This is a genomic window from Afipia sp. GW823-FHT06G09 (assembly GCF_058794875.1).
This window is the reverse complement of record NZ_JBXAHF010000002.1, coordinates 843,719-867,286: the sequence shown is the minus strand read 5'-3', so window position 1 is coordinate 867,286 and position 23,568 is coordinate 843,719. Positions and strand designations below refer to the sequence as shown.

Genomic DNA, 23,568 nt, shown 5'->3' with positions numbered 1-23,568 from the left:
AGGCAAAATCATAATGCCGCCTGATTTCGGTCAATCCCCCGCCGTGCTGGACTGCGATCAAGAGGAAACTGCGATGACCCGGTCCTTTCGGCACCGGATTCCTCAGCCCCCAGCCCCCCGGGGTCGTCAGGATCGGGTCTAACTCTTCGCAGTAAACTGGATCCCCAATCCTTCGGCCGGCGCGAGCTGGCCTTTTTTGTTGGGGGCGTTTTTGTTGCATGACGAAGGGCAGACGGTTGAGCACCGGCAAGCAATCACCGCCTGCCGCACGTCACGTCCCAAAAATTCCCGAGTGGCCTAGTTCAGCGAGGTAAAGGCCGCGCCGAGCATCGGCCCGGGCTTGTCGCGATTGCCGTCCTGAACATAAACCGCCGCGGCATCGACGCCATCGCGCGCGATATTTTCAAGCGGCACGGACCAACTGCCAGCCTTGCCGTTCCAGTCGCCGACCTTCAGCACATTGCGCACCACGTTGTGATACGTGATCTGCTGTCCGCGATTCTCGCCGCGCGAAATGGTGATCGGAACCGATTTCGACACGGCGCAGATCCAGATCTCGCCGCTCCTGCCGCCGGCTTCCGCCACCGATACTTTGATCTGGCCGCCGGACTGCGTCATCGTGACCGGCACCGACATCACGCCATCCGCGTTCTGCGTCTGCTTCGCGGCGTTCTCGATTCCCGCGCGATCACTGCCAAGAACGTTCGTCGTGCCGTTGACGACGGCCTGCGGTGTGTAGACGCCGCGGTCGCCTCGCGCATGCGAGTACGCCTTCTGACGCGCGCTGAAACGCGAATCCGCCAGCGTGTCCTTCCAGCCGAGATAATCCCAATAGTCGATCGGCAGACTCAGCGCGATCACGGTAGGGTCCTGCGCCAGTTCGCCGAGAACCTTGTCCGCGGGCGGACACGACGAACAGCCTTGCGATGTGAACAGTTCGACCACGGCGCGCGGATCGGCGCAAACCGGCGTCACCACGGTGAAGATTGCACAGACACCAAGCGTCCGCGACAGGCGCGACACCATCGCGCCGGCTGCCGCCGTTTTCGGTTCTGGCAAATCAGACATGCCGTCAATCCCTCGAATGCATGATGCCCCATCAGCCGGAAAGGCGGCCTATTGATAGGCCGCCCCCTGGATGGTCGCTAGTCACGTCGCGGTGAGCCTGTTCACGGATGCGTTTTCGTGACTGGCACGGGTTAAGCGGCCAGGTTGCGCAGCACGTACTGGAGAATACCGCCATTGCGGTAGTACTCGAGCTCGTCCAGGGTATCGATGCGGCACAGCAATGAGACGTCCCGCTTCGAACCGTCGCTCGAAACGATTTCCGCCGTCAGCTTCTGGCGCGGCTTCAGGTCGCCCTGCAGCCCGCGAATCGTGACCTTCTCGTCGCCCTTGAGGCCGAGCGACTGCCACGATGCACCGTCCTCGAAGGTCAACGGCAGCACGCCCATGCCGACGAGGTTCGAGCGATGAATGCGCTCGAAGCTCTGCGTGACCACTGCGCGCACCCCGAGCAGGCGCGTGCCCTTCGCGGCCCAGTCGCGCGACGAGCCGTTGCCGTATTCAGCGCCCGCAAACACCACGAGCGGGACCTGCTCCTGCTGATACTTCATCGCGGCGTCGTAGATCGACATCTGTTCGCCGTCGGGCCAGTGCTTGGTGTTGCCGCCTTCCGGAATGTTGCCGTCGGCGCCCTTGAGCATGAAGTTCTTGATGCGGATGTTGGCGAAGGTGCCGCGCATCATGACTTCGTGGTTGCCGCGGCGCGTGCCGTACTGGTTGAAGTCGGCGGGCCGCACCTGATGCTCGGACAGATACTTGCCCGCAGGCGAGGTCAGCTTGATCGAGCCGGCCGGCGAGATGTGGTCGGTGGTGATCTTGTCGCCGAACAGCGCCAGGATGCGTGCATCCACGATATCGGTCGTGGGCTCCGGCTCCATCTTCATGCCTTCGAAGTACGGCGGATTCTGCACGTAGGTCGAGTTCATGTTCCACTTGTAGGTGTCGCTCGCCACCGTCTTGATCTTGCGCCAGTTGGTGTCGCCCTTGAACACGTCGGCGTACTTTTTCTTGAAAATCGTCGAAGTGACGTACTTTTTGATAAAGGCATTGATCTCAGTGGACGTCGGCCAGATGTCCTTCAGATAGACCGGCTTGCCGTCCTTGCCCGTGCCAATCGGCTCGACGTCAAGATTCTTCGTTACGGTGCCGGCGAGCGCATGCGCGACGACCAGCGGCGGCGAGGCGAGATAATTCGCCTGCACGTCCGGCGAAACGCGGCCCTCGAAGTTGCGGTTGCCCGATAGCACCGCCGCGGCGACGATGCCGTTATCGTTGATCGACTTGGAAATCTCCTCCGGCAGCGGACCGGAATTGCCGATGCAGGTCGTGCAGCCGAAGCCGACGAGGTTAAAACCAACCTTGTCGAGATCCTTCTGCAGGCCGGAATCCGCGAGATACCCGGCAACCACCTGGCTACCCGGCGCGAGCGACGTCTTCACCCACGGTTTCGCCTTCAAACCCTTCGCGGCAGCCTTGCGCGCAAGCAGGCCCGCAGCGATCAGCACGCTTGGATTCGACGTATTGGTGCAGGAGGTGATGGCAGCGATGACCACATCGCCATGACCGAGATCGTCAGAGCGGCCCTCGACCGGGAAACGCGCATTGTGATCGGTCGGCTTCTTGTATTCGGTGGTCAGCGCATCGTCGAACAGGCTGGCAACCGTCGGCAGCGCTACGCGGCCTTCAGGACGCTTCGGACCTGCGAGCGAAGGCACAACGTCCTTCAGATCGAGCAACAGCGTCTCGGTGAAAACCGGATCCTTGCTGAGCGCGGTGCGGAACAGGCCCTGTGCCTTGGCGTATTTTTCAACCAGCGCGACGCGCGGCGCAGCGCGGCCGGAGGTCTTGAGGTAGTCGAGCGCGGACTTGTCGACCGGGAAGAAGCCGCAGGTCGCGCCGTATTCCGGCGCCATATTGGCGATGGTGGCCTTGTCGGCGACCGACAGATGGTCGAGGCCAGGACCATAGAATTCCACGAATTTGCCGACAACGCCGAGCTTGCGCAGCATCTGCGTGACGGTGAGCACGAGATCGGTCGCGGTCACGCCTTCGCGCATCTTACCCTTGAGCTTGAAGCCGACCACGTCGGGCAACAGCATCGATTGCGGCTGGCCGAGCATCGCAGCTTCCGCTTCGATACCGCCGACACCCCATCCGAGCACAGCGAGGCCGTTGACCATCGTGGTGTGCGAGTCGGTGCCGACCAGCGTATCCGGATAGGCGACTTCATACATCGCCGTCTTTTTGCCGACGGTCATCTTTTCCTTCTTGGTCCAGACGGTCTGGGCCAGATATTCAAGATTGACCTGATGGCAGATGCCGGTGCCGGGCGGCACCACCGAGAAGTTCGTAAACGCCTTCTGGCCCCACTTCAGGAATTCGTAGCGCTCCTGGTTCTGCTTGTACTCTTCCGCGACGTTCTTGCCGAAAGCCTTGTTGTCGCCGAAGAAGTTCACGATCACCGAGTGATCGATCACGAGATCGACAGGCACCAGCGGGTTGATTTTTTCGGCATCGCCGCCGAGCGATTTCATCGCGTTGCGCATGGCGGCGAGATCGACCACCGCAGGCACGCCGGTGAAGTCCTGCATCAGCACGCGCGCAGGGCGAAACGAGATTTCGTGTTCGAGCTTGCGGGTCTTCGCCCACTTCGAGAAGGCGACGATGTCTTCCTTCTTGACGCTGCGGCCATCCTCGTTGCGCAACAGATTTTCGAGCAGCACCTTCATCGAGTAAGGCAGCTTCGAAATGCCCTTGAGGCCGTTCTTTTCAGCGGTAGGCAGGCTGTAATACACGTATGTCTTGGTGCCGACCTTGAGGGTTTTCTGGCATTTGAAGCTGTCGAGCGAGGGCATGTGAACGTTCCCAGTTCAGAAGTTGGAGATACCCGGCAAAAGGTATCGTAACACCGTCAAGAGCGAAGGAATCAGGGCTGAACCGTGCTGTTTCCGGCGGCTGATTGTGTGCTGCACCAAGTTCCGGTTTTATAGAATCTTTCCAGTCTGTCCACCATACCCACTATGGATTGTCGCCTTCTCATGCCTGCCAAGACTGGAACCGGAACACCCCGCAACACGCCGCTGGTCAGACCATCATGAGGCTTACGGGTCAGGGTCTGGGATGCGTCAGGGGCGGACGAAGCATTTTTTCCGGTCTCGATTTTGAAGTCCCCGCCGGACATGCGCTGGCTGTGACCGGCATCAACGGAGCGGGCAAGTCGTCGCTGCTGCGGATTCTTGCGGGGCTGCTTCCGGCCGCCGGTGGCGCGATCACACTCGATGGCGGCGAAGCGGATCTGACACTCTCCGAACAGGCGCACTATCTCGGCCACCGCGACGCGCTGAAGCCGTCGCTCACGGTGCTGGAAAATCTCGATTTCTGGCGAGGCTTCCTTGGCGGCGAAGTCTTTGATGCAGCCACCAGCCTCGAAAAGGTGGGACTGGGTCATGCCGCCCACCTGCCGGCGGCATTTCTCTCGGCAGGCCAGCGCCGCCGTTTGTCGATCGCACGGCTGCTGGCCGTGAAGCGTCCTGTCTGGCTGCTCGACGAGCCGACCTCGGCGCTGGACGTCAGCGGTCAAACGATGATCGCCGGAGTGATGGCCGATCATCTGCGCGGCGGCGGAATCATCTTGGCGGCCACGCATGTTCCGCTTAGCGCCATGACGCAGCAATTGCGGATCGGCGGTGACGCATGACCGCTCTTGCCGCGCTTGTCCGCCGTGACATCGCCGTTGCGCTGCGCGCGGGCGGCGGCGCGCTGATCGGCGTGCTGTTTTTCGTCTCGGTCGTGGTCGTGATGCCGTTCGCTCTCGGCCCCGATCTGGCTTTGCTCAAGCGCATCGGCCCCGCCATTCTCTGGCTCGGTGCCATGCTGGCGAGCCTGCTGACGCTGGATCGCCTGTTCACCGCCGATCTGGACGACGGTTCGCTCGACCTGATCGTGATGGGCCGCACACCGCTTGAACTGAGCTGCGCGGCGAAAGCGCTGGCGCACTGGCTCGCCGCCGGCGTGCCATTGATCGTGGCGACACCCATTGTCGGCATCCTGCTCAATCTCGACGCCGATGCCACATTCGCGGTCGCTCTGACGCTCTTGGCGGGAACGCCGGCGCTGACCTTCACCGGCATGATCGGGGCCGCTCTGGCGGTGACCCTGCGGCGCGGCGGCCTGCTGCTGGCAGTGGTGGTATTGCCGCTGTCGATACCGGTGCTGATTTTCGGCGTCGCGGCCTCGAATGCGGCCATCGACAAACCCGGTTCATTCGGCACACCGTTCTCGATCCTGTGCGCGCTGTCGCTGGTCAGCCTTGTGGTTGGACCATTCGCCGCCGCGGCCAGCCTGCGGCAGGGGCTCGACTGATGCGGCATTGCGCCCGATCAACTCTCGCGGAACTGCGCTGCGGTGCCACTCGCGCGCATTGCCTGCCGCGCCTGTCACGACTATCAGGAACGCCATGAGCCTCATCGACCTCGCCAACCCGACACGGTTCCTCGCGCTGACCGAGCGCGTGCTGCCCTGGCTTGCCGCCGCGACCGCGATCCTGCTCGCGATTGGCCTCTATCAATCGGCGATGGCGCCCGACGACTATCAGCAGGGCGCGACCGTGAAGATCATGTTCATCCACGTGCCCAACGCTTGGCTCTCGATGTTCGTGTGGGGCGTCATGAGTGTGGCCGCGCTCGGCACACTCGTCTGGCGGCATCCGCTGGCGGATGTCGCCGCCAAGGCCGCCGCCCCCATCGGCGCGGCATTCACATTCCTCGCGCTTGTCACCGGCTCGCTGTGGGGCCGCCCGATGTGGGGCACCTACTGGGAGTGGGATGCGCGGCTCACCTCGGTATTGATCCTGTTCCTGATGTATCTCGGCATCATGGCGCTGTGGCGTGCGGTGGAAGACCCCTCACGTGCCGCGCGGGCGGCTGCGATCCTCACGCTGGTCGGCGCGATCAATATTCCGATCATCAAGTTTTCGGTCGACTGGTGGAACACGCTGCATCAGGGGGCGTCGGTGATTCGGGCGGGCGGTCCGAGCATGGACCGCGTGTTTTTGATCCCGCTGCTGACCATGGCCGTCGCCTTTTCGCTGTTGTTCCTGACACTGCATCTGGCTGCGATGCGCAATGAAGTGCTGCGCCGGCGCGTGCGCACCCTGCAGATGATGCAGGCCAGCCGGCAGGCCGCGTAATCACATGTCGCTTGGTCCATACGCCTCCTTCATCGTGACGTCCTACGCACTGGTCGCGTTCGTCGTCGTGGCCCTGATCGTCTGGATTGCGCTGGACTTCCGCCGCCAGACGCAGACCCTGCGCAAGCTCGAAGCCAGCGGCATCACCCGGCGCTCGGCGCAACCGCCCGGCAAGTCATCATGAGCAACGAGGACACGGTGCGGCCACGATCCCGTTCCTGGCTGGTGGCGCTGCCGCTCGTCGCATTCGCCGTACTGGCCGGGCTGTTCTGGTTCAGGCTCGGCGCGGGCGATCCTGCGCGCATCCCGTCGGCCCTGATCGGCCGCCCCGCGCCGCAGACAAGTCTCCCTCCGCTCGAAGGACTACTGATCGCCGGCGGCGCACAGGTGCCGGGCCTTGATCCCGCGGCATTCAAGGGACAGGTGAGCGTCGTCAATGTCTGGGCGTCGTGGTGCGTGCCATGCCACGATGAAGCGCCGCTGCTGCTGCAGCTCGCGCAGGACAAGCGCATCCGCATGATCGGCATCAACTACAAGGATGCCTCGGACAACGCCCGGCGCTTCCTCGGGCGCTACGGCAATCCGTTCAATGCCGTCGGCGTCGATGCCACCGGCCGGGCCTCGATCGAATGGGGTGTCTATGGCGTGCCGGAGACGTTCGTGATTGGCCGCGACGGGACCATTTCCTACAAACTGATCGGACCGGTGACGCCGGAAAATTTCGACCGGGTGCTGAAGACCGAAATCGAGAAGGCGCTGCGCGCCAAACCCTGAGACACCAGCACGACGGAGACTTCATGAAGTACGTCATCCGAATCGTCGCCGTCCTGCTGCTGCTCGTTGTCGGCGCCGCGGCCTATGTCTTTTACGGCCTGAGCAACCGCCCGGACATCAGCGCTTTCAACTCACTCAAGACACTCACCAAGGCGAGCAACGGTCCGGAACTGCGCGCGACCTTTCTCGGCGTCTCCACCTTGCTGCTCGACGACGGCACGACCGCGATCCTGACGGACGGATTTTTCACGCGGCCCAACTCGCGCCAGTTGCTGCTCGAGAAAATCGCGCCGGACACCGCCCTGATCGAGAAGACCCTGCAGCGCGCCGGAATTACCCGGCTGGCCGCCGTCATCGTCAATCACTCCCATTACGATCACGCGATGGATGCGCCGGAAGTCGCGGCGCGAACCGGCGCCGTGCTGATCGGATCGGAATCGACCGCGAATGTCGGGCGTGGGTGGGGCCTGCCGGAAAGGCAGATCGCGGTTCACCGCGCCGGCGACGTCGTGACGTTCGGGCGCTTCCGGATCACGTTGCTTCCGGGCCGCCACGTGCCGTCGCCCTTTACCGGGGGCGAGATCACCGAACCGCTCAAGCCGCCGGTGCGCGCCAATGCCTACCTCGAGGGTGGCAGCTTCATGGTTCTCGCCGAGCATGGCGACAAGCGCATCCTGATCAACGCCAGCGCCGGCTTCGTTCCCGATGCCATGCAGGGCCGCAAGGCGGACGTGGTTTTCCTGGGCACCGGACAGCTCGGCAAGCGGCCTGCGAGCTATATGGAAGACTATTGGCGGGAGACCGTGGAAAGGCCGGGAGCGCGGCGCGTCATCCCCATTCACTGGGACGACTTCACCCGCCCGCTGGATCAGCCGCTTGTCCCGCTGCCCAGCCTGCTCGATGATTTCGCGGCCTCGATGAAATTCCTTACCGAACGCGGCAAGGTGTCCGGCGTCGACATCAAACTACCGGAGGTCTTTGTCGCCTTCGACCCGTTTGAAAAGCTGCCTGCGGCCAAGAACTGATCCGCATTGTCTCCTGCCGGGGCGCACTGATCTTAACCAAAAATAATTTCGCGCTTTTATCTGCCGTTCATTTTGGAGCCATGGCGCAGCCACGAATTCGAACATACGCTATGGGCGTTGCAATCACTGTCCTGGAGGGACACCCATGCGTTATATGAAACTTGCTTCATTGACTGCCGCGACCCTTGCGCTCGGCCTGCTCGCGTCCTCGCCGTCGTTCTCGCAGGCGACCCAGCCGGCCGGGTCCGACAAGATGGCGCCCGCGAAAATGGCTCCCGCACCGAAGGCCGACAAGATGGCTCCGGCTGCAAAGGAAACCAAGGCAGCCCCGAAGGCCGACCTGCTCGACATCAATTCGGCAAGCGCGGATGAACTGAAGGCGCTCAAGGGCATCGGCGACGCCTACTCCGCCGCGATCATCAAGGGCCGCCCCTACAAGGGCAAGGATGAGCTGGTGCAGAAGAAGATCATCCCGGAGAAGACCTACGCCGAGATCAAGGACAAGATCATCGCGAAGCAGAAGTAATTCTGCTTTTCGTGACATGATCCAGCGAAGCGCACCGGCGGCAATGCCGGTGCGTTTTTCTTTTTCATCATTGCGAGCGAAGCAATCCACCCTTGGAAACAAAGCTGGATTGCTTCGTCGCTGACGCTCCTCGCAATGATGGATTACACTAACCCTTCGTAATATCGCCGCGTTCGATGTCGCTGGCCTCATCGGTCGCAGGCGCGATGCTGTAGCGCTTGATCAGCGGGGTCTGCGCCATGGCGAAGATCGCGGTGACCGGGATCACGCCGAACGCCTTGAACGACACCCAGAAATCCGTGCTCTGGGTGCGCCAGATGATTTCGTTCAGCACCGCCATGCCTGCGAAGAAAAACATCCAGCGGACGGTGAGAAGCCGCCAGCCGGCGGGCGTCAGATTGAACATCTGGTCAAACATGATGGCGATGAAAGAGCGCCCGAGCAGCAGTCCGATCCCGAGCGTGACGGCGAACAACGCATAGATGATGGTCGGCTTGATCTTGATGAAAAGCTCGTCGTGAAAGAACAGCGTCAGCCCGCCGAACACCAGGACGATCACCGCGGTGACGATCGCCATTAGCGGCACGTGGCGCGTCACGATATAGGAGGCAGCGATCGCGGCCACGATCGCGACCATGAATGCGCCGGTGGCGACGAACAGCCCAAACTTCGCATTGGCGCCGAAGAAGATCACCAGCGGCCCGAGTTCGGTCGCGAGCTTGAACAGCGGATGCGGCGCGGGCTTTTCCGAAGCGGCCATGGTCAGTTATCCTGTCCTGCAATCGCGCGCGCGAAGTCACGCGCAGTAAACGGCGCAAGATCGTCGATGCCTTCGCCGACGCCGATGAAATGCACCGGCAGCTTGTGCTTCTCCGACAGCGCCACGAGGATGCCGCCGCGCGCGGTGCCATCCAGCTTGGTCATCACCAGACCGGTGACGCCCGCCGTCTTGTGAAACGCATCGACCTGCGACAGCGCGTTCTGCCCAACCGTCGCATCAAGCACCAGCAGCACCGCATGCGGCGCAGAGGCATCGACCTTGCCGATCACGCGCCGCACTTTTTCAAGCTCGACCATCAGTTCGGTCTTGTTCTGCAAACGCCCCGCGGTATCGATCAGCAGCACATCGATCTTCTGCGCCTTCGCGGCCTCGACCGCTTCGAACGCGAGGCTCGCCGAATCCGAGCCCTGCGTCTTCGCGACGACCGGAACCTTGTTGCGCTCGCCCCATACCTTCAACTGCTCGATGGCGGCGGCACGGAAGGTATCGCCCGCGGCCAGCATCACCTTGCGGCCTTCGGCAGAGAGCTTGGAGGCGAGCTTTCCGATGGTTGTCGTCTTGCCCGAACCGTTGACGCCGACCACCAGAATGACGAACGGCTTATGTGATGAATCGATCTCCAGCGGCTTCGCCACCGGCGACAGCACCTTCTCGACTTCGGTCGCGACAATCGTGGTCACATCCTCCGCCGACACCGACTTGTCGTAACGGCCTTTTCCGACCGCCTCCGCGATGCGCGCGGCAACCTCGGTTCCAAGGTCGGCACGCAGCAACACATCCTCGATATCGTCGAGCATGGCGCGGTCGAGCTTGCGCTTGGTGACGAGATCGGCCACCGCCGTCCCGAGTGAACTCGACGTGCGCTTGAGGCCGGCAGAAAGTCGCTTCCACCAGCTTTGTTTGGGTTGGTCTTGTGTACTGTCACTCATTGAGGAGACGTGTTACCCGGTTCAGGCTACAAACGAAAGTCGCTCGATACCAATGGATACGCCGCAACCGACACCGGAAGAAATGCAGGCCCGCGTGCTTCACCGCGACGGTTTGATGCTGGTGATCGACAAGCCGGCCGGGATCGCCGTGCACAAGGGCCCGAAAGGCGGCCCCAATCTCGAAGCCTCGTTCGACGCGCTGCGTTACGGCCTGCCGCGGCCTCCGGTGCTGGCCCACCGGCTCGACCGCGATACGTCCGGCTGTCTCGTGCTGGGACGCCACCGCAAGGCCACCGCCTCGCTCGGCCTGCTGTTCAAGCACGGCAAGATCGACAAGACCTACTGGGCCGTGGTCGAAGGCGGTCCCGAGACGAGTGAAGGCGAGATCGATATTCCGCTGGGACGTTTGGACGCAGAACGCGGCTGGTGGCAGAAGCCTGATCCGAACGGTTTGCCGTCGAAAACAACATGGAAGGTCATGGGTCGCGGCACCGATCAAAATGGAGCCAAGCTGACCTGGCTTGCCATGGAACCGATCACCGGTCGCACACATCAGCTTCGTGTGCATTGTTCGGCAAGCGGCTGGCCGATCGTCGGCGACAACATCTATGGCAACGGCCCGCGCTTCGGCGAACCGTCACTGCATCTGCATGCGCGCGAGATCGTAATTCCGCTGTCGAAGAACAAGCCGCCGGTGCGCGTGGTCGCGCCGGCGCCAGCGCATCTGCATGAGCGATTGAAAGCGTGCGGATGGAACGGCGAGGAAGCGGCTGTTCCCGAGATCGCAACAGCCGCGGTCTGAAGTACAACAGCGGTGTCGTCCCCGCGAAAGCGGGGACCCATAACCACCGCACGCTGTAACGAAGCAGAGACGATCGCTCCACTCTCCATTCCACAACTCAGGGAGTATGGGTCCCCGCTTTCGCGGGGACGACGTGGAGAGAGATGACGCTCCTCGCAATGACGGACCGTATTCCGGCAACCACGCCAAACAAAAAGGGCCCCGGAAAATCCGGAGCCCTAATGATTTAAGCGGCGAGGCGCTTACTTGTCGCGCTTCTTGAGCGCGTTGCCGAGAATGTCGCCCAGCGTCGCACCCGAATCCGAAGATCCGTACTGCGCGATGGCTTCCTTCTCTTCAGCGACTTCAAGCGCCTTGATCGAGACCTGCACCTTGCGCGCCTTCTTGTCGAACTGGATGACGCGGGCGTCAACCTTTTCGCCAACTGCGAAGCGCTCGGCGCGCTGGTCGCCGCGATCGCGGGCGAGTTCAGAACGCTTGATGAAGGTGGTGAAGTCGGTGCCGGTGATCTGAACTTCGATACCGGCTTCCTTCACCTCGATGATCTCGCAGGTCACCACGGCGCCCTTCTTGACGTCGCCTGGTTCTGCGAACGGGTCGCCCTCAAGCTGCTTCACGCCGAGAGAAATGCGCTCCTTCTCGACATCCACGTCGAGCACCACGGCCTTGACCATGTCGCCCTTCTTGAAGTTGTCGATGACCTGCTCGCCCGGCTGTTTCCAGTCGAGGTCGGACAGATGGACCATGCCGTCCACTTCGCCGTCGAGGCCGAGGAACAGACCGAACTCGGTCTTGTTCTTGACTTCGCCTTCCACGGTCGAGCCGACCGGGAACTTCTCGACGAACACTTCCCACGGATTGCGCATGGTCTGCTTGAGACCGAGCGAGATGCGGCGCTTGGCCGAATCCACTTCGAGAACCTGCACTTCGACTTCCTGCGAGGTCGAAACGATCTTGCCGGGGTGCATGTTCTTCTTGGTCCACGACATTTCGGAAACGTGGATCAGGCCTTCGATGCCCGGCTCCAGTTCGACGAATGCGCCGTAGTCGGTGATGTTGGTGACGCGTCCGGTGAAGCGCGAGTTCAGCGGATACTTCGCCTCGATGCCCTGCCATGGATCGTCCAGCAACTGCTTCATGCCGAGCGAAATGCGGTGGGTCTCGTGGTTGATCTTGATGATCTTCACCTTGACCGTCTGGCCGATCGCCAGCACTTCGGTCGGGTGGTTGACGCGGCGCCATGCGATGTCGGTGACATGCAGCAGACCGTCGATGCCGCCGAGATCAACGAACGCACCGTAGTCGGTGATGTTCTTGACGACGCCGTCGATGACCTGACCCTCTTCGAGGTTCTGCACCAGTTCCTGACGCTGTTCGGCGCGGGTCTCTTCGAGAACCGTGCGGCGCGACACCACGATGTTGCCGCGGCGGCGATCCATCTTGAGGATCTGGAACGGCTGCGAGTTGTTCATCAGCGGTGCGACGTCGCGGATCGGACGAATGTCCACCTGCGAGCGCGGCAGGAAGGCGACAGCGCCGTCGAGATCGACGGTAAAGCCACCCTTGACCTGATTGAAGATAACGCCGTGAACCTTCTCGTTGTTGTTGAAGGCCTTCTCGAGCTTGCCCCAGCTTTCCTCGCGGCGCGCCTTGTCGCGCGACAGCACGGCTTCGCCGAGTGCGTTTTCGATCCGGTCGAGGAACACCTCGACTTCGTCGCCGACCTTGAGGTCGCTCTCACGGCCGGGGCCGTTGAATTCGCGGAGAGCCACGCGGCCCTCGGTCTTCAGGCCGACGTCGATGACGGCCATGTCTTTCTCAATTGCAACAACCTTGCCCTTGATGACGGAGCTTTCCTGCAGGTTGCCGCCTGCAAAGGACTCGTCGAGCATCGCCGCGAAATCATCGCGGGAAGGATTATATGAAGTAGCAGTCGAAGCCATTTGTTCTCCAAATGCGGAATGCCGGCAGCGGGGTTAAGGGCGTATCGCGCATCCAGTGCCAAAGGTCCGCAACCTTTGACGACCGCTTCCGCAAAGAGGAATTGCGACAGCGGGCCGGCGTGTGCCTGCACGAACGATACGGTGCAAAATTGGATTGCCGCGCCTGGAAAGCGCGTGGTCTGCTGTCCGGAGCTGAGACGAAGATCGACCTCAGAAAACCGGGAGCGGGCATTCCTCCAATGACGGCAGGGACTAAGCCCTCGGCCGGCCCGCTCGAACGGCCTCGACAATGTCGATGGCAGCCCGGACGCCGCTCTCTATATCCAACTGAGAGTTATCCAGCAAGTATGCATCCGGAGCCGCTTTTAAAGGCGCTGTGGCCCGGTTCTGGTCGCGCTCATCCCGCTTCAGGATATCCGCCAGCACCGCCGCCTCGTCCGCTGCCTCACCCCGGGCGCGGGCCTCCAGAGTGCGGCGGCGGGCCCGGACATGGGGGTCCGCGATGACAAAAATTTTCACATCGGCATCCGGGCAGATCACGGTTCCAATGTCGCGGCCATCCAGCACAGCGCCGGGCGGGTCCGCTGCAAACTGCCGCTGGAAGTTGATAAGTACTTCTCTTACCTTGGGAATTGCCGACACCACCGAAGCCGCATCGCCCACTTTCTGGGTTTTCAGCACCGGGTTGCCGAATTTCTCCGGGTCGAGTTCCAAAGCGGCGGCAACCGCGAGGGCCTCGTTTGTCAGATCGGACCCCGTCTCCAGCAGGGCGTAGGCCACGGCACGATAAATCACGCCGGTATCGAGATGGCGGTAGCCATAATGGTGAGCCAGGCGCTTCCCGAGCGTACCCTTTCCGGACGCTGCCGGACCGTCGATGGCAATGATCATGAGAAATCCGCCCCCAGGCCGCGCATCATCGGGATGAAATCAGGGAAACTGGTTGCAATGAATCCGGTGTCGTCGATCTTCACCGGCGCATCCGACGCCGCGCCCATCACCAGCGCTGACATCGCGATACGATGGTCCATGTGGGTTGCGACAAGACCACCGCCCGGTACGTGACCCTTGCCCACGACGACCATGTCGTCGCCGGAAATCTCCACCTCGACGCCGTTGACGCGCAGCATGTCCGCTGTCGCTTCGAGCCGATCGGATTCCTTGACGCGCAGCTCCTGCAAGCCGCGCATGGTGGTGACGCCTTCCGCATAGGCGGCGGCAACCGCAAGCACGAGATACTCGTCGATCATCGATGGCGCGCGTTCCGCGGGCACGGTCACGCCGCGAAGCTGCGACGCGCGCACACGGAATTGCGCCATCGGCTCGCCGGCATCGCCCCGCTGATGGCTCTCCTCGATCGACGCGCCCATTTCACGCAATGTCGTGAAAAGCCCTGTCCGCAAGGGGTTTGTCATGATGTCGGTCAGCGTGACGTCGGAGTCCGGCACGATCAGCGCGGCGACAATCGGAAACGCCGCGGACGACGGATCGGCCGGCACGACCACGTCGGCGCCGCGCAATTCAGGCTGCCCCGTGAGTGCGATCTTGCGGCCGTGCGCGCCCTCCTTCGTCGTCACCACATGCGCGCCGAAATGAGTCAGCATCAGTTCGGTATGATCGCGGCTGGCTTCCTGTTCGATCACGGTGGTGATGCCGGGCGCGGACAATCCGGCCAGCAACACCGCCGACTTGATCTGCGCCGAAGCGACCGGCGTGCGGTAGGTCACCGGTATCGGATCGCGCGCGCCCTGCAGCGTCATTGGCAGCCGCCCGCCATCCGCGCTCGACGTGACGCGTGTGCCCATCAGTTCCAGCGGATCGAGAATCCGGCGCATCGGCCGTTTGCGCAGGCTGGCATCGCCATCGAATGTCGCCGCGACCGGACATCCGGCCACCGCGCCCATGGCAAGACGGCACCCGGTTCCGCTGTTGCCGAAATCGAGCGGCGCATCCGGCGCCTTGAAGCCGCCGACCCCGACGCCGCGGACCGACCAAGCCCCCTCGCCGGTGCGTTCCACCCGCGCTCCGAGCGCAGCCATGGCCTTGGCGGTGTTGAGGACGTCCTCGCCTTCCAAAAGCCCCGAAATCCGGGTTTCACCCACGGCCAGCGCCCCCAGAATCAGGGCCCTGTGGGAGATCGATTTGTCGCCCGGAACACGGACACGGCCGCTGAGAGCGCCTGCGGCCCGCGATTCGAGCGGCGTCGGGTGGTTGGAATGGGTCAAGATGGCATTTCCTTTGAACAAGCGGGCTCCTACCACGGGGTTTACAGGACGTCACGAGCCGGTCATTTATCCCTCAAAGCGCTATTGACAGCGGCGGCGCAACTAGCCAAGTGAAGCACCGCTTTTTCAAGACATTCTCAGGACTATAAACCGTGGCCAAAGCCGATCTCGGAACCAAGCGCATTTGCCCGACCACGGGCAAAAAGTTCTATGACCTCAACAAGAACCCGGTGATTTCGCCGTACACCGGTGAGATCGTGCCGATTGCGCCGGTGCCGCCGCCACGCACGCGCGCCGACGCGGCTGCACGCGCCGCCGCCGCAAACGCGGCCAGCATCGTGCCGGAGCCCGCCGAGTCCGAAGAATTGGTCTCGCTGGAAGAGGCCGACGCCGAGGAGAGCAGCGGCAAGGTCAAGGCCGTGATGCCGGAGTCCGAGGACGATATCGAAGTCGATGAAACCCTGACCGACGACGACGATGATGATTCGACCTTCATCGCCGAGGACGAGGAAGACGACGAAGACGTCACCGATATCATCGGCGATGTCTCGGGTGATGAAGAGACTTGAGATAAGTTCTCAAGTGTGATTTTTGGCGCATATTCGCGAAGCGGACATCCGCTTCGCGCTCAAGCCGGACAGGTTTGATAGGCGTATCTGAGACGCAAGACGCCGCACTCCCCAAAGTGCGGTGAGGTGTTCGGGGCCATAGCTCAGCTGGGAGAGCGCTTGCATGGCATGCAAGAGGTCGGCGGTTCGATCCCGCCTGGCTCCACCAACCTCCTCGCCGGATTTCACTCAGCAAAACTGAACCTCGGCACGTGACGTTCGCTCACTGAACAGAGCGGCGGCGCAGCATGCGTGCGCGCATGGATGCCAATCGGTCGCGATATTGACGACGCGTTGCGAATTCTTTCAATGTGACGGCACGCGGCATTGCTGCGGTATCATCTTTATTCTCCGCTGATCGAAGGTTGATTCAATGACATCCCAAATCGCGACCGGGGCAATGGCCGGACTACGCGTGGTCGATCTGACGCGCGTGCTCGGCGGTCCCTACTGCACGCAGATTCTCGCAGACCACGGCGCGGATGTCGTGAAGGTCGAACCGCCGGCCGGTGACGAGACCCGTGACTGGGGCCCTCCGTTCCACGATGACGACGCGGCCTATTTCATCGGCACCAACCGCAACAAGCGCTCGATCGCGCTCGACCTCGCATCGGAAGGCGGCCGCGCGGTGCTGATGAAAATGCTCGAGACCGCCGACGTTCTCACCGAAAATTTCAAGCCGGGAACGCTCGACAAATGGGGGATCGGAAATGATTTCCTGCGCGAGAAATTCCCGCGACTGATCCACTGCCGCATTTCCGGATTCGGCGCGGACGGACCGCATGGCGGACACCCCGGCTACGACGCGATCATTCAGTCCATGGTTGGCCTGATGGCTTCGACCGGATCGCCGCAGAGCGGTCCGACCCGCATCGGCGTCGCACTCGTCGACATGACGACAGGACTTTATGCCGCTGTCGGCATTCTGATGGCGCTGGCGGAACGCGCGAAGTCCGGCAAGGGTCAGTTCCTCGAGACCACGCTTTATGAAACCGGTCTCGCGATCATGCATCCGCACACCGCCAACTATTTCCTCCATGGCAAGCCTCCGGCGCTCACCGGCAACGAGCACCCGAACCTCGTTCCGTACGCGGTGTTTCCGGCGCGCGACGGCGACATCTTCATGGGGGTCGGCAATGACGGCACTTTCCGCAAGCTGATGAAGGAGCTCGGCAAGCCCGAACTCGGCACCGATCCGCGCTTCGCGCGCAATCGCGACCGCATCGCGCATCGCGACGAGCTGCGCGCCGTGCTCGTCGATATCCTGAAGGACGAGGACAGCGAGCCGCTGTGCCGCCGTCTGCTCGCGGCGGGCCTTCCGGCCGGTCCCGTGCAATCGATCGACAAGGCGCTCGCCAACGAGCACACCAAGCATCGCGGCGATGTCATCGAAAAGGACTGGTACAAGGGCGTCGCCTCGCCGATCCGCTTCGATCGCACCAAGGCTTCGCTGCGTCATGTGCCGCCAAAGTTCAGCGAACACACCGACACTGTGCTGGCCGAATTCGGCTACTCGGCGAAAGAGATCGCCGAGATGCGCGCTGCGGGAGTTGTGGCAGGCCCCGAACGCAAGCGTTGATACCGGGACCGGGCGCGCGGACTTCCGCGCGCCCTCGAACTATGGCACCTTGATACCAACCCACCCTGGTTGACAGGTCCGCGGAAATGGCCGGCTCGCTTCATCTGCGTAGAACAGCGGCGGTCGCAGCTGCGTTGATTGCCTTGCTGCTTTTTGCCGGCGCAAACCCGGCCCTTGCTGACAAGCGCGTGGCGCTGGTGATCGGCAATTCCGCTTACAAGAGCGTCGCCCCGCTTCCCAATCCCGCCAAGGATGCCGCCGCGATCGGTACGATGCTGACCAAGGCAGGTTTCGAGGTTGTCGACGCCCGGGAAGATCTGCCGGTTGCCGACATGAAGCGCATGATCCGCGACTTCTCCGACAAGGTTCGCGATGCCGATATCGCCGTCGTTTTCTATGCCGGTCATGGCATCGAGGTGGACGGGACGAACTACTTGATCCCCGTGGATGCCCGGCTTGAACGTGACATCGACGTGGAAGATGAGACGGTGTCGCTCGATCGCATTGTGCGAATTCTCGATCCCGCCAAGAAACTGCGTCTCGTGATTCTGGATGCGTGCCGCGACAATCCCTTCGATCGCAGCATGAAGCGCAGCCTTTCCTCGCGCGCTGTCGAGCGAGGTCTTGCGAAGGTCGAACCGTCCAATCCGAACACCCTGATTGCCTATGCGGCCAAGGCCGGCTCCACAGCCTCGGACGGCGCAGGGAGCAACAGCCCGTTCACCACCGCTCTGCTTAAACAGCTTACCGTGCCGGGACAGGATCTACGAAAATCGTTGGGTTATGTCCGCGACGACGTGATGAAGACCACCGGCAACAAGCAGGAGCCGTTCGTCTATGGCTCATTGGGCGGCGACGATGTGGTGCTGGTGCCGCCGTCGCCGACCAAGGCCGCCGTTCCGGCGCAGGTCGCGGCGCTCGATCCAAACTCGCAGTTGCGGCGCGACTACGAGCTCGCCGCGGCGATCAACACCAAACCCGCGTGGGACGCCTTCATCGGCAATTATCCCAAAGGGTTCTACGCCGACCTCGCGCGCGCTGCGCGCGCCAAACTCGATGCAACTCCGGCCAGCACGGTTGTCGCGAGCAGGCCGGCGGAAACACGCAATCCGCAACAGTCCCGCGACACCGCAACGATGTCGGGCTTTGACAATTACACCGGCCGCTCGTTCACACTGAAATTCATCGAGGGTCAGCAGGAAGTCTCGCCCAATCCCGGCTTCAAGCATGCCCAGCGGGAAATCGTGGCCTATGTGAAGTCGCCCGAGGAAATCGCCAGCAGCGCTGCCTATGTCCGCAAGAATCCGATGTTCAAGCCCCGGTTCGCTTTCGGCGCGCTCGGTGAGTTCAATCACGGAATTCAGGTGACGTATAGTCAAGGCCAGCTCAAGCAGCTCATTCTGGCGGGATCGCACCGGGTCATGACATCGATCACGTCATTGGGGAGCACCTGCCAGGCCAGCGTGGTTTATGAGTTGATGCCCGGGAGGGACCATTTCGAGTTGCGGAACGTCCGGAACGAGCCGGTCAACATCTCCGCGCTGACGTCCGAGGCCGTTTCCTGCAAGGTCACCAAGGGAGACGCCGTGGGGGCTCCGCCGACTGCCGATGCATCGCCCGCCGCCAGGGACAACTCCCGCGCCAGATAGCGTGTCGAAAGTTCAAGCCATTTAGGGCTTCCCTCCGGCGGCCCTCCCCGACTACCATTCTGCGTCACGTGCACGTCATCCGGCGCTGTTACCGCGCAACGATGATGACGGCTTCAGGGAGAAAATATCGATGACAATCCGCCAGATGGGCTTTGGCCTGGCTGCTTCGACTCTTCTTGCTTTTGCAACGCCTGCGCAGGCAGTCACCGAGCTTCAGTGGTGGCACGCCATGACCGGCGGCAACAACGACATCGTCAACAAGCTCGCAGCGGATTTCAACGCTTCGCAGAGCGACTACAAGGTGATCCCCTCCTTCAAGGGCAGCTATCCCGACACCATGAATGCGGGCATTGCCGCGTTCCGCGCCGGAAACGCGCCGCATATCATTCAGGTGTTCGAAGTCGGCACCGCGACCATGATGAGCGCCACCGGCGCAATCAAGCCGGTCTACCAGCTCATGAAGGACGCGGGCGAGCCGTTCGATCCGAAGGCCTACCTGCCGGCGATCACCGGTTACTACTCGACGGCGAAGGGTGACATGCTGTCGTTTCCCTTCAACTCGTCGTCGATGGTGATGTGGGTCAATCTCGACGCGCTGAAAAAAGCCAACATCGCGGAGATTCCGAAAACCTGGCCTCAGGTGTTCGACGCAGCAAAGAAATTGAAAGCCGCCGGATACACCACCTGCGGATTTTCCAATGCGTGGGCGTCCTGGGCCCATATCGAGCAGTTTTCCGCCTGGCACAATGTTGCGATCGGCACCAAGGCGAATGGCCTCGACGGTTTCGACACCGTGCTCAAGTTCAACTCACCCCTGCACATCAAGCATCTGCAGAACCTGATCGATCTCCAAAAAGACAAGACCTACGACTATTCCGGCCGCGCCAATGCGAGCGAGAGCCGCTTCGGGTCCGGCGAATGTCCCCTCTTCCTGACGTCGTCGGGATACTACGCAACCGCCAAGGGCACTGCGAAGTTCGAATTCACCTCGGCGCCGATGCCGTATTATCCGGATGTCGCCGGCGCGCCGCAGAACTCGATCATCGGCGGTGCATCGCTGTGGGTCATGGGCGGCAAGAAGCCCGACGAATACAAAGGCGTCGCCAAGTTCTTCGCCTTCCTGTCGGACACCAACCGTCAGGCGAAGCTGCATCAAGAGTCCGGCTATCTGCCGATCACCAAGGCCGCTTATGAAAAGACCAAGGCGGATGGCTTCTATGAGAAGAACCCGACGCTGCAGACGCCGCTGAAGGAGCTCACCAACAAGGAGCCGACGGAGAATTCGCGCGGCCTCCGCTTCGGCAATATGGTGCAGATGCGCGACATCTGGGCGGAAGAACTTGAGGCCGCGCTCGCCGGCCAGAAGACCGCCAAGGATGCGCTCGATTCCGCCGTGAGCCGCGGCAACGCCATGCTGCGAACGTTCGAAAAAACCGCGAAGTAACTCTCCGTGCTCGTCCCAGCCTCAATGTCCAACCCCTTCCCGCCGCACAAGCGGGGGAAGGGGAGAGTCTCATGAATGGAAAAATCGGTCACCTTCAACAACAAGCTACTGCCATATCTGCTGCTGACGCCGCAGCTCATTATTACTTTCGTATTCTTCTACTGGCCCGCCAGCCAGGCCGTTCTGCAGTCGTTCAAGCGCGAAGACGCGTTCGGCCTGTCCTCGGAATTTGTCGGCCTTGAGAACTACGAGACGCTGTTCGCACAGCCTGAATATTACAAGGCGATGTGGACGACCGCGGTGTTCTCGACCCTCGTCACCCTGCTGTCGCTCAGCATCGCTCTCTTGTTTGCAACCCAGGCCGACAAGAACCTGAAAGCAGCGCCGGCTTTCAAGACCCTTTTGATCTGGCCCTACGCCGTGGCGCCGGCGATCGCAGGCGTGCTCTGGATCTTCATGTTCCATCCTTCGCTCGGCACGCTGGCGCGTCCACTGCGCGCTTTCGGCTTTGACTGGAATCCGCTGTTGAACGGCAACCACGCCATGACACTCGTCGTGATGGCCGCAGTCTGGAAGCAGATTTCCTACAACTTCCTGTTCTTCCTTGCCGGGCTTCAGGCGATTCCGAAAAGCGTGCTGGAAGCCGCTGCCATCGACGGCTCCGGCCCGCTGCGCCGGTTCTGGACCATCGTGTTTCCCTTGCTGTCGCCGACCATGTTCTTTTTGCTGGTCGTGAATGTCGTCTACGTCTTCTTCGACACGTTCGGCATCATTGATGCGGTCACGGGCGGCGGCCCGGCAGGGGCGACCACAACCATGGTCTATAAGGTCTATGCGGACGGACGGCTGGGCGGCGACCTTGGCGGATCGGCGGCGCAATCCGTGATTCTGATGGTGATCGTCATCGCGCTGACCGCCGTTCAGTTCCGCTACGTCGAGCGCAAGGTGCAGTACTGATGGTCGAGCATCGTCCGCTGCGCGATTTCATCGCCTATGCCATCCTCACCTTCGGCATCTTCATTGTCGTATTCCCCGTCTATCTCGCGGTGATCGCCTCGACCCACGACGCAGCCACGGTGGTCAACGGGAACATGCCGCTGTCGCCGGGCAGCCATACCCTCGAAAATTATTACCGGGCGATCTTTGTCGGCGGCTCGCGCACCAGCCGCGAGCCGGTCGGCCACATGCTGATGAATTCGTTCGTCTCGGCGATCGGCATCGCCGTCGGCAAGATCTGCATTTCGATCCTGTCCGCCTTCGCGGTGGTGTACTTCCGCTTCCCGTTCCGCAAGACAGCGTTCTGGATCATCTTCGTCACGCTGATGCTGCCGGTCGAAGTCCGCATCTATCCGACCTACAAGGTAGTTGCCGACCTGCAGATGCTCGACACCTATGCCGGTCTGATCCTGCCGCTGATCGCGTCGGCCACCGGCACGCTGCTGTTCCGGCAATTCTTCATGACGATTCCCGAAGAGCTTCTGGAGGCGTCGAAGATCGACGGCGCGGGTCCGTTCCGTTTCTTCAAGGATACGCTGCTGCCGCTGTCGATCACCACCATCGCCGCTCTGTTCGTGATCCAGTTCATCTACGGCTGGAATCAGTATCTGTGGCCGCTGCTGATCACCACGCAGGACTCGATGCAGACCATCGTGACCGGCATCAAGAAAATGCTGACGACCACCGACGAACTCGCCGAGTGGCAACTGGCGATGGCGACCGCGGTATTGGCAATGCTGCCGCCGGTAGCTGTGGTGATCCTGATGCAGAGACTGTTCGTGCGCGGTCTGGTCGAGACCGAGAAATAGGAATCGAGAGATGGCCAACGTCGTTCTGAACGATGTCCGGAAGACCTATCCCGGCGGAGTCGACGCCATCAAGGGCATCAACTTCGAAGTCGGCGACGGACAGTTCTGCGTGCTGGTTGGCCCCAGCGGATGCGGCAAGTCCACGCTGCTGCGCATGGTGGCGGGACTGGAGACCATCACCGGCGGCACCATCGACATCGGCGGCCGCGTGGTCAACGAGATCGAGCCGGCCGATCGCGACATCGCCATGGTGTTTCAGAACTACGCGCTCTATCCGCACATGACCGTCTACAACAACATGGCCTATGGTCTGCGTAATCGCGGCATGCCGAAACCCGAGATCGATACCCGCGTCCGCGAGGCTGCGCAGATTCTCGAAATCACGCCGATGCTCGACCGTAAGCCGCGGCAGTTGTCGGGCGGCCAGCGCCAGCGCGTCGCCATGGGCCGCGCCATCGTGCGGCAGCCGAAGGTATTCTTGTTCGACGAGCCGCTGTCGAATCTCGACGCCAAACTGCGTATCGCGATGCGGGTCGAAATCCGCAAGCTGCAACGCCGCCTCAAGACCACATCGATCTACGTCACCCATGATCAGCTCGAGGCGATGACGCTCGCCGATATTCTGGTGGTGATGAACGGCGGCGTGGTCGAACAGATCGGCAAGCCGCTCGACATCTACCGCAAGCCCGCCACCACCTTTGTCGCCTCCTTCATCGGCGCGCCGCCGATGAACCTGCTGCCCGTGAACACCAACGACCTTGGCGGGCTGCTTGATGCATTGCAGATCAAGATCCCCGGCGACGCCATCCTGGGCGTGCGCCCGGAAGACTTCGCCATGGCCGGTCCGGCGCAGGGAGGGCTCGCGCTCGAACTCGTGATCGACGCCATTGAGCGGGTCGGCGCGGAAACCTTCGTCTATGGCACGAGGGCAAGCGACGGTGCGGGGCCAACCGTCAGCACCAAGCCGGGCGAACTGCCTCCCGGCGAAGTTATCGTCCGGCTGCCCGGAGAAGCCGCCCCCGCCGTTGGCGAGCGAATCAGGGTCACCGCGGCGCGGGATAAACTGCACCTGTTCAGTGCCGACGGCCGCAGCCGGCTGGCGGGCTAGCCCGATTTGCCCCTGTTTACGGGCAGTTAGAGGTTCTTGAACAACGCAAGGGACATCGCCATATTTGCTTCAACCGGCAGGCCGCAAGGCTGCCGGGAACCCAGGAAGGAGTGCCGC

Annotated in this window: 22 protein-coding genes and 1 tRNA gene; 16 read left to right on the top strand and 7 right to left on the bottom strand. The window is 62.0% G+C overall.

Going from position 1 to position 23,568, the window contains the following annotated elements; translation table 11 throughout:
• Nucleotides 1-297 precede the first annotated feature (297 nt).
• A complete protein-coding gene (locus AC1Q67_RS11790; protein ID WP_492233977.1) occupies nucleotides 298-1,068 on the bottom strand; it encodes a DUF1223 domain-containing protein in 771 nt (256 codons plus the stop codon).
• 131 nt (nucleotides 1,069-1,199) lie between these two features.
• Nucleotides 1,200-3,920 carry an aconitate hydratase AcnA gene (gene acnA, locus AC1Q67_RS11785; RefSeq protein ID WP_492233978.1) on the bottom strand — a complete coding sequence of 907 codons (2,721 nt, stop codon included), beginning with the start codon at nucleotides 3,918-3,920 and terminating at the stop codon, nucleotides 1,200-1,202.
• A gap of 239 nt (nucleotides 3,921-4,159) precedes the next feature.
• Between acnA and ccmA the strand changes: the two genes are divergently transcribed.
• The 7 genes from ccmA to AC1Q67_RS11750 all read left to right on the top strand — a co-directional run bounded on the left by ccmA (nucleotide 4,160) and on the right by AC1Q67_RS11750 (nucleotide 8,578).
• Nucleotides 4,160-4,762, top strand: coding sequence for a heme ABC exporter ATP-binding protein CcmA (gene ccmA, locus AC1Q67_RS11780; protein ID WP_492233980.1), 603 nt, complete (start codon nucleotides 4,160-4,162; stop codon nucleotides 4,760-4,762).
• Nucleotides 4,759-5,427 (top strand): heme exporter protein CcmB, encoded by a 669-nt coding sequence (gene ccmB, locus AC1Q67_RS11775; protein WP_492233982.1) that lies wholly within the window; start codon nucleotides 4,759-4,761, stop codon nucleotides 5,425-5,427. Before ccmA ends, ccmB begins: the two co-directional genes overlap by 4 nt.
• Nucleotides 5,428-5,521: 94 nt before the next feature.
• Nucleotides 5,522-6,253, top strand: a complete 732-nt coding sequence (locus AC1Q67_RS11770; protein ID WP_492233984.1) for a heme ABC transporter permease — start codon at nucleotides 5,522-5,524, stop codon at nucleotides 6,251-6,253.
• Between the two features lie 4 nt (nucleotides 6,254-6,257).
• Complete coding sequence (gene ccmD, locus AC1Q67_RS11765; RefSeq protein ID WP_492233985.1) at nucleotides 6,258-6,437, top strand: heme exporter protein CcmD; 180 nt, start codon at nucleotides 6,258-6,260, stop codon at nucleotides 6,435-6,437.
• The gene (locus tag AC1Q67_RS11760) at nucleotides 6,434-7,027 is read left to right on the top strand and encodes a DsbE family thiol:disulfide interchange protein (protein WP_492233986.1); all 594 of its coding nucleotides are present in this window, start codon (nucleotides 6,434-6,436) and stop codon (nucleotides 7,025-7,027) included. The genes ccmD and AC1Q67_RS11760 overlap by 4 nt, the downstream gene beginning before the upstream one ends.
• Nucleotides 7,028-7,050: 23 nt before the next feature.
• Nucleotides 7,051-8,052, top strand: coding sequence for an MBL fold metallo-hydrolase (locus tag AC1Q67_RS11755; RefSeq protein ID WP_492233988.1), 1,002 nt, complete (start codon nucleotides 7,051-7,053; stop codon nucleotides 8,050-8,052).
• 145 nt (nucleotides 8,053-8,197) lie between these two features.
• Nucleotides 8,198-8,578, top strand: coding sequence for a ComEA family DNA-binding protein (locus AC1Q67_RS11750; protein ID WP_492233989.1), 381 nt, complete (start codon nucleotides 8,198-8,200; stop codon nucleotides 8,576-8,578).
• A gap of 148 nt (nucleotides 8,579-8,726) precedes the next feature.
• On the opposite strand, the gene AC1Q67_RS11745 is transcribed toward AC1Q67_RS11750, so the two are convergent.
• Both AC1Q67_RS11745 and ftsY read right to left on the bottom strand, forming a co-directional pair.
• Entirely contained in the window at nucleotides 8,727-9,338 is a 612-nt protein-coding gene (locus AC1Q67_RS11745; RefSeq protein WP_492233990.1) for a septation protein A, read from the bottom strand.
• Nucleotides 9,339-9,340: 2 nt separating this feature from the next.
• Nucleotides 9,341-10,288 carry a signal recognition particle-docking protein FtsY gene (ftsY, locus tag AC1Q67_RS11740; RefSeq protein ID WP_492233992.1) on the bottom strand — a complete coding sequence of 316 codons (948 nt, stop codon included), beginning with the start codon at nucleotides 10,286-10,288 and terminating at the stop codon, nucleotides 9,341-9,343.
• 52 nt (nucleotides 10,289-10,340) lie between these two features.
• Between ftsY and AC1Q67_RS11735 the strand changes: the two genes are divergently transcribed.
• Nucleotides 10,341-11,090 carry an RluA family pseudouridine synthase gene (locus AC1Q67_RS11735; protein ID WP_492233994.1) on the top strand — a complete coding sequence of 250 codons (750 nt, stop codon included), beginning with the start codon at nucleotides 10,341-10,343 and terminating at the stop codon, nucleotides 11,088-11,090.
• Nucleotides 11,091-11,332: 242 nt separating this feature from the next.
• Here AC1Q67_RS11735 and rpsA read toward each other — a convergent pair whose 3' ends face one another.
• The 3 genes from rpsA to aroA all read right to left on the bottom strand — a co-directional run bounded on the left by rpsA (nucleotide 11,333) and on the right by aroA (nucleotide 15,258).
• Nucleotides 11,333-13,033: a 30S ribosomal protein S1 gene (rpsA, locus tag AC1Q67_RS11730; RefSeq protein ID WP_006023246.1), complete on the bottom strand. Its 1,701-nt coding sequence runs from the start codon at nucleotides 13,031-13,033 to the stop codon at nucleotides 11,333-11,335.
• Nucleotides 13,034-13,285: 252 nt separating this feature from the next.
• The gene (cmk, locus tag AC1Q67_RS11725; protein ID WP_024576708.1) at nucleotides 13,286-13,924 is read right to left on the bottom strand and encodes a (d)CMP kinase; all 639 of its coding nucleotides are present in this window, start codon (nucleotides 13,922-13,924) and stop codon (nucleotides 13,286-13,288) included.
• A complete protein-coding gene (gene aroA / locus AC1Q67_RS11720; protein ID WP_492233996.1) occupies nucleotides 13,921-15,258 on the bottom strand; it encodes a 3-phosphoshikimate 1-carboxyvinyltransferase in 1,338 nt (445 codons plus the stop codon). Before aroA ends, cmk begins: the two co-directional genes overlap by 4 nt.
• 152 nt (nucleotides 15,259-15,410) lie before the next feature.
• On the opposite strand from aroA, the gene AC1Q67_RS11715 reads away from it, so the two are divergent.
• The 8 genes from AC1Q67_RS11715 to AC1Q67_RS11680 all read left to right on the top strand — a co-directional run bounded on the left by AC1Q67_RS11715 (nucleotide 15,411) and on the right by AC1Q67_RS11680 (nucleotide 23,451).
• On the top strand, nucleotides 15,411-15,827 hold the full coding sequence (locus AC1Q67_RS11715) for a TIGR02300 family protein (protein ID WP_024576710.1): 417 nt from the start codon (nucleotides 15,411-15,413) through the stop codon (nucleotides 15,825-15,827).
• 132 nt (nucleotides 15,828-15,959) lie between these two features.
• Nucleotides 15,960-16,035, top strand: a tRNA-Ala gene (locus AC1Q67_RS11710).
• Nucleotides 16,036-16,239: 204 nt separating this feature from the next.
• On the top strand, nucleotides 16,240-17,445 hold the full coding sequence (locus AC1Q67_RS11705) for a CaiB/BaiF CoA transferase family protein (RefSeq protein ID WP_024576711.1): 1,206 nt from the start codon (nucleotides 16,240-16,242) through the stop codon (nucleotides 17,443-17,445).
• A gap of 86 nt (nucleotides 17,446-17,531) precedes the next feature.
• The gene (locus AC1Q67_RS11700) at nucleotides 17,532-19,094 is read left to right on the top strand and encodes a caspase family protein (RefSeq protein WP_492233998.1); all 1,563 of its coding nucleotides are present in this window, start codon (nucleotides 17,532-17,534) and stop codon (nucleotides 19,092-19,094) included.
• 130 nt (nucleotides 19,095-19,224) lie between these two features.
• Complete coding sequence (gene ugpB, locus AC1Q67_RS11695) at nucleotides 19,225-20,538, top strand: sn-glycerol-3-phosphate ABC transporter substrate-binding protein UgpB (protein WP_492234000.1); 1,314 nt, start codon at nucleotides 19,225-19,227, stop codon at nucleotides 20,536-20,538.
• A 75-nt stretch (nucleotides 20,539-20,613) separates the two neighbouring features.
• Nucleotides 20,614-21,495 carry a sn-glycerol-3-phosphate ABC transporter permease UgpA gene (ugpA, locus tag AC1Q67_RS11690; RefSeq protein WP_492234001.1) on the top strand — a complete coding sequence of 294 codons (882 nt, stop codon included), beginning with the start codon at nucleotides 20,614-20,616 and terminating at the stop codon, nucleotides 21,493-21,495.
• Nucleotides 21,495-22,343: a sn-glycerol-3-phosphate ABC transporter permease UgpE gene (gene ugpE, locus AC1Q67_RS11685; protein WP_492234003.1), complete on the top strand. Its 849-nt coding sequence runs from the start codon at nucleotides 21,495-21,497 to the stop codon at nucleotides 22,341-22,343. Before ugpA ends, ugpE begins: the two co-directional genes overlap by 1 nt.
• Nucleotides 22,344-22,353: 10 nt before the next feature.
• Nucleotides 22,354-23,451 carry a sn-glycerol-3-phosphate import ATP-binding protein UgpC gene (locus AC1Q67_RS11680; protein WP_492234004.1) on the top strand — a complete coding sequence of 366 codons (1,098 nt, stop codon included), beginning with the start codon at nucleotides 22,354-22,356 and terminating at the stop codon, nucleotides 23,449-23,451.
• The last annotated feature ends 117 nt before the right edge of the window (nucleotides 23,452-23,568 follow it).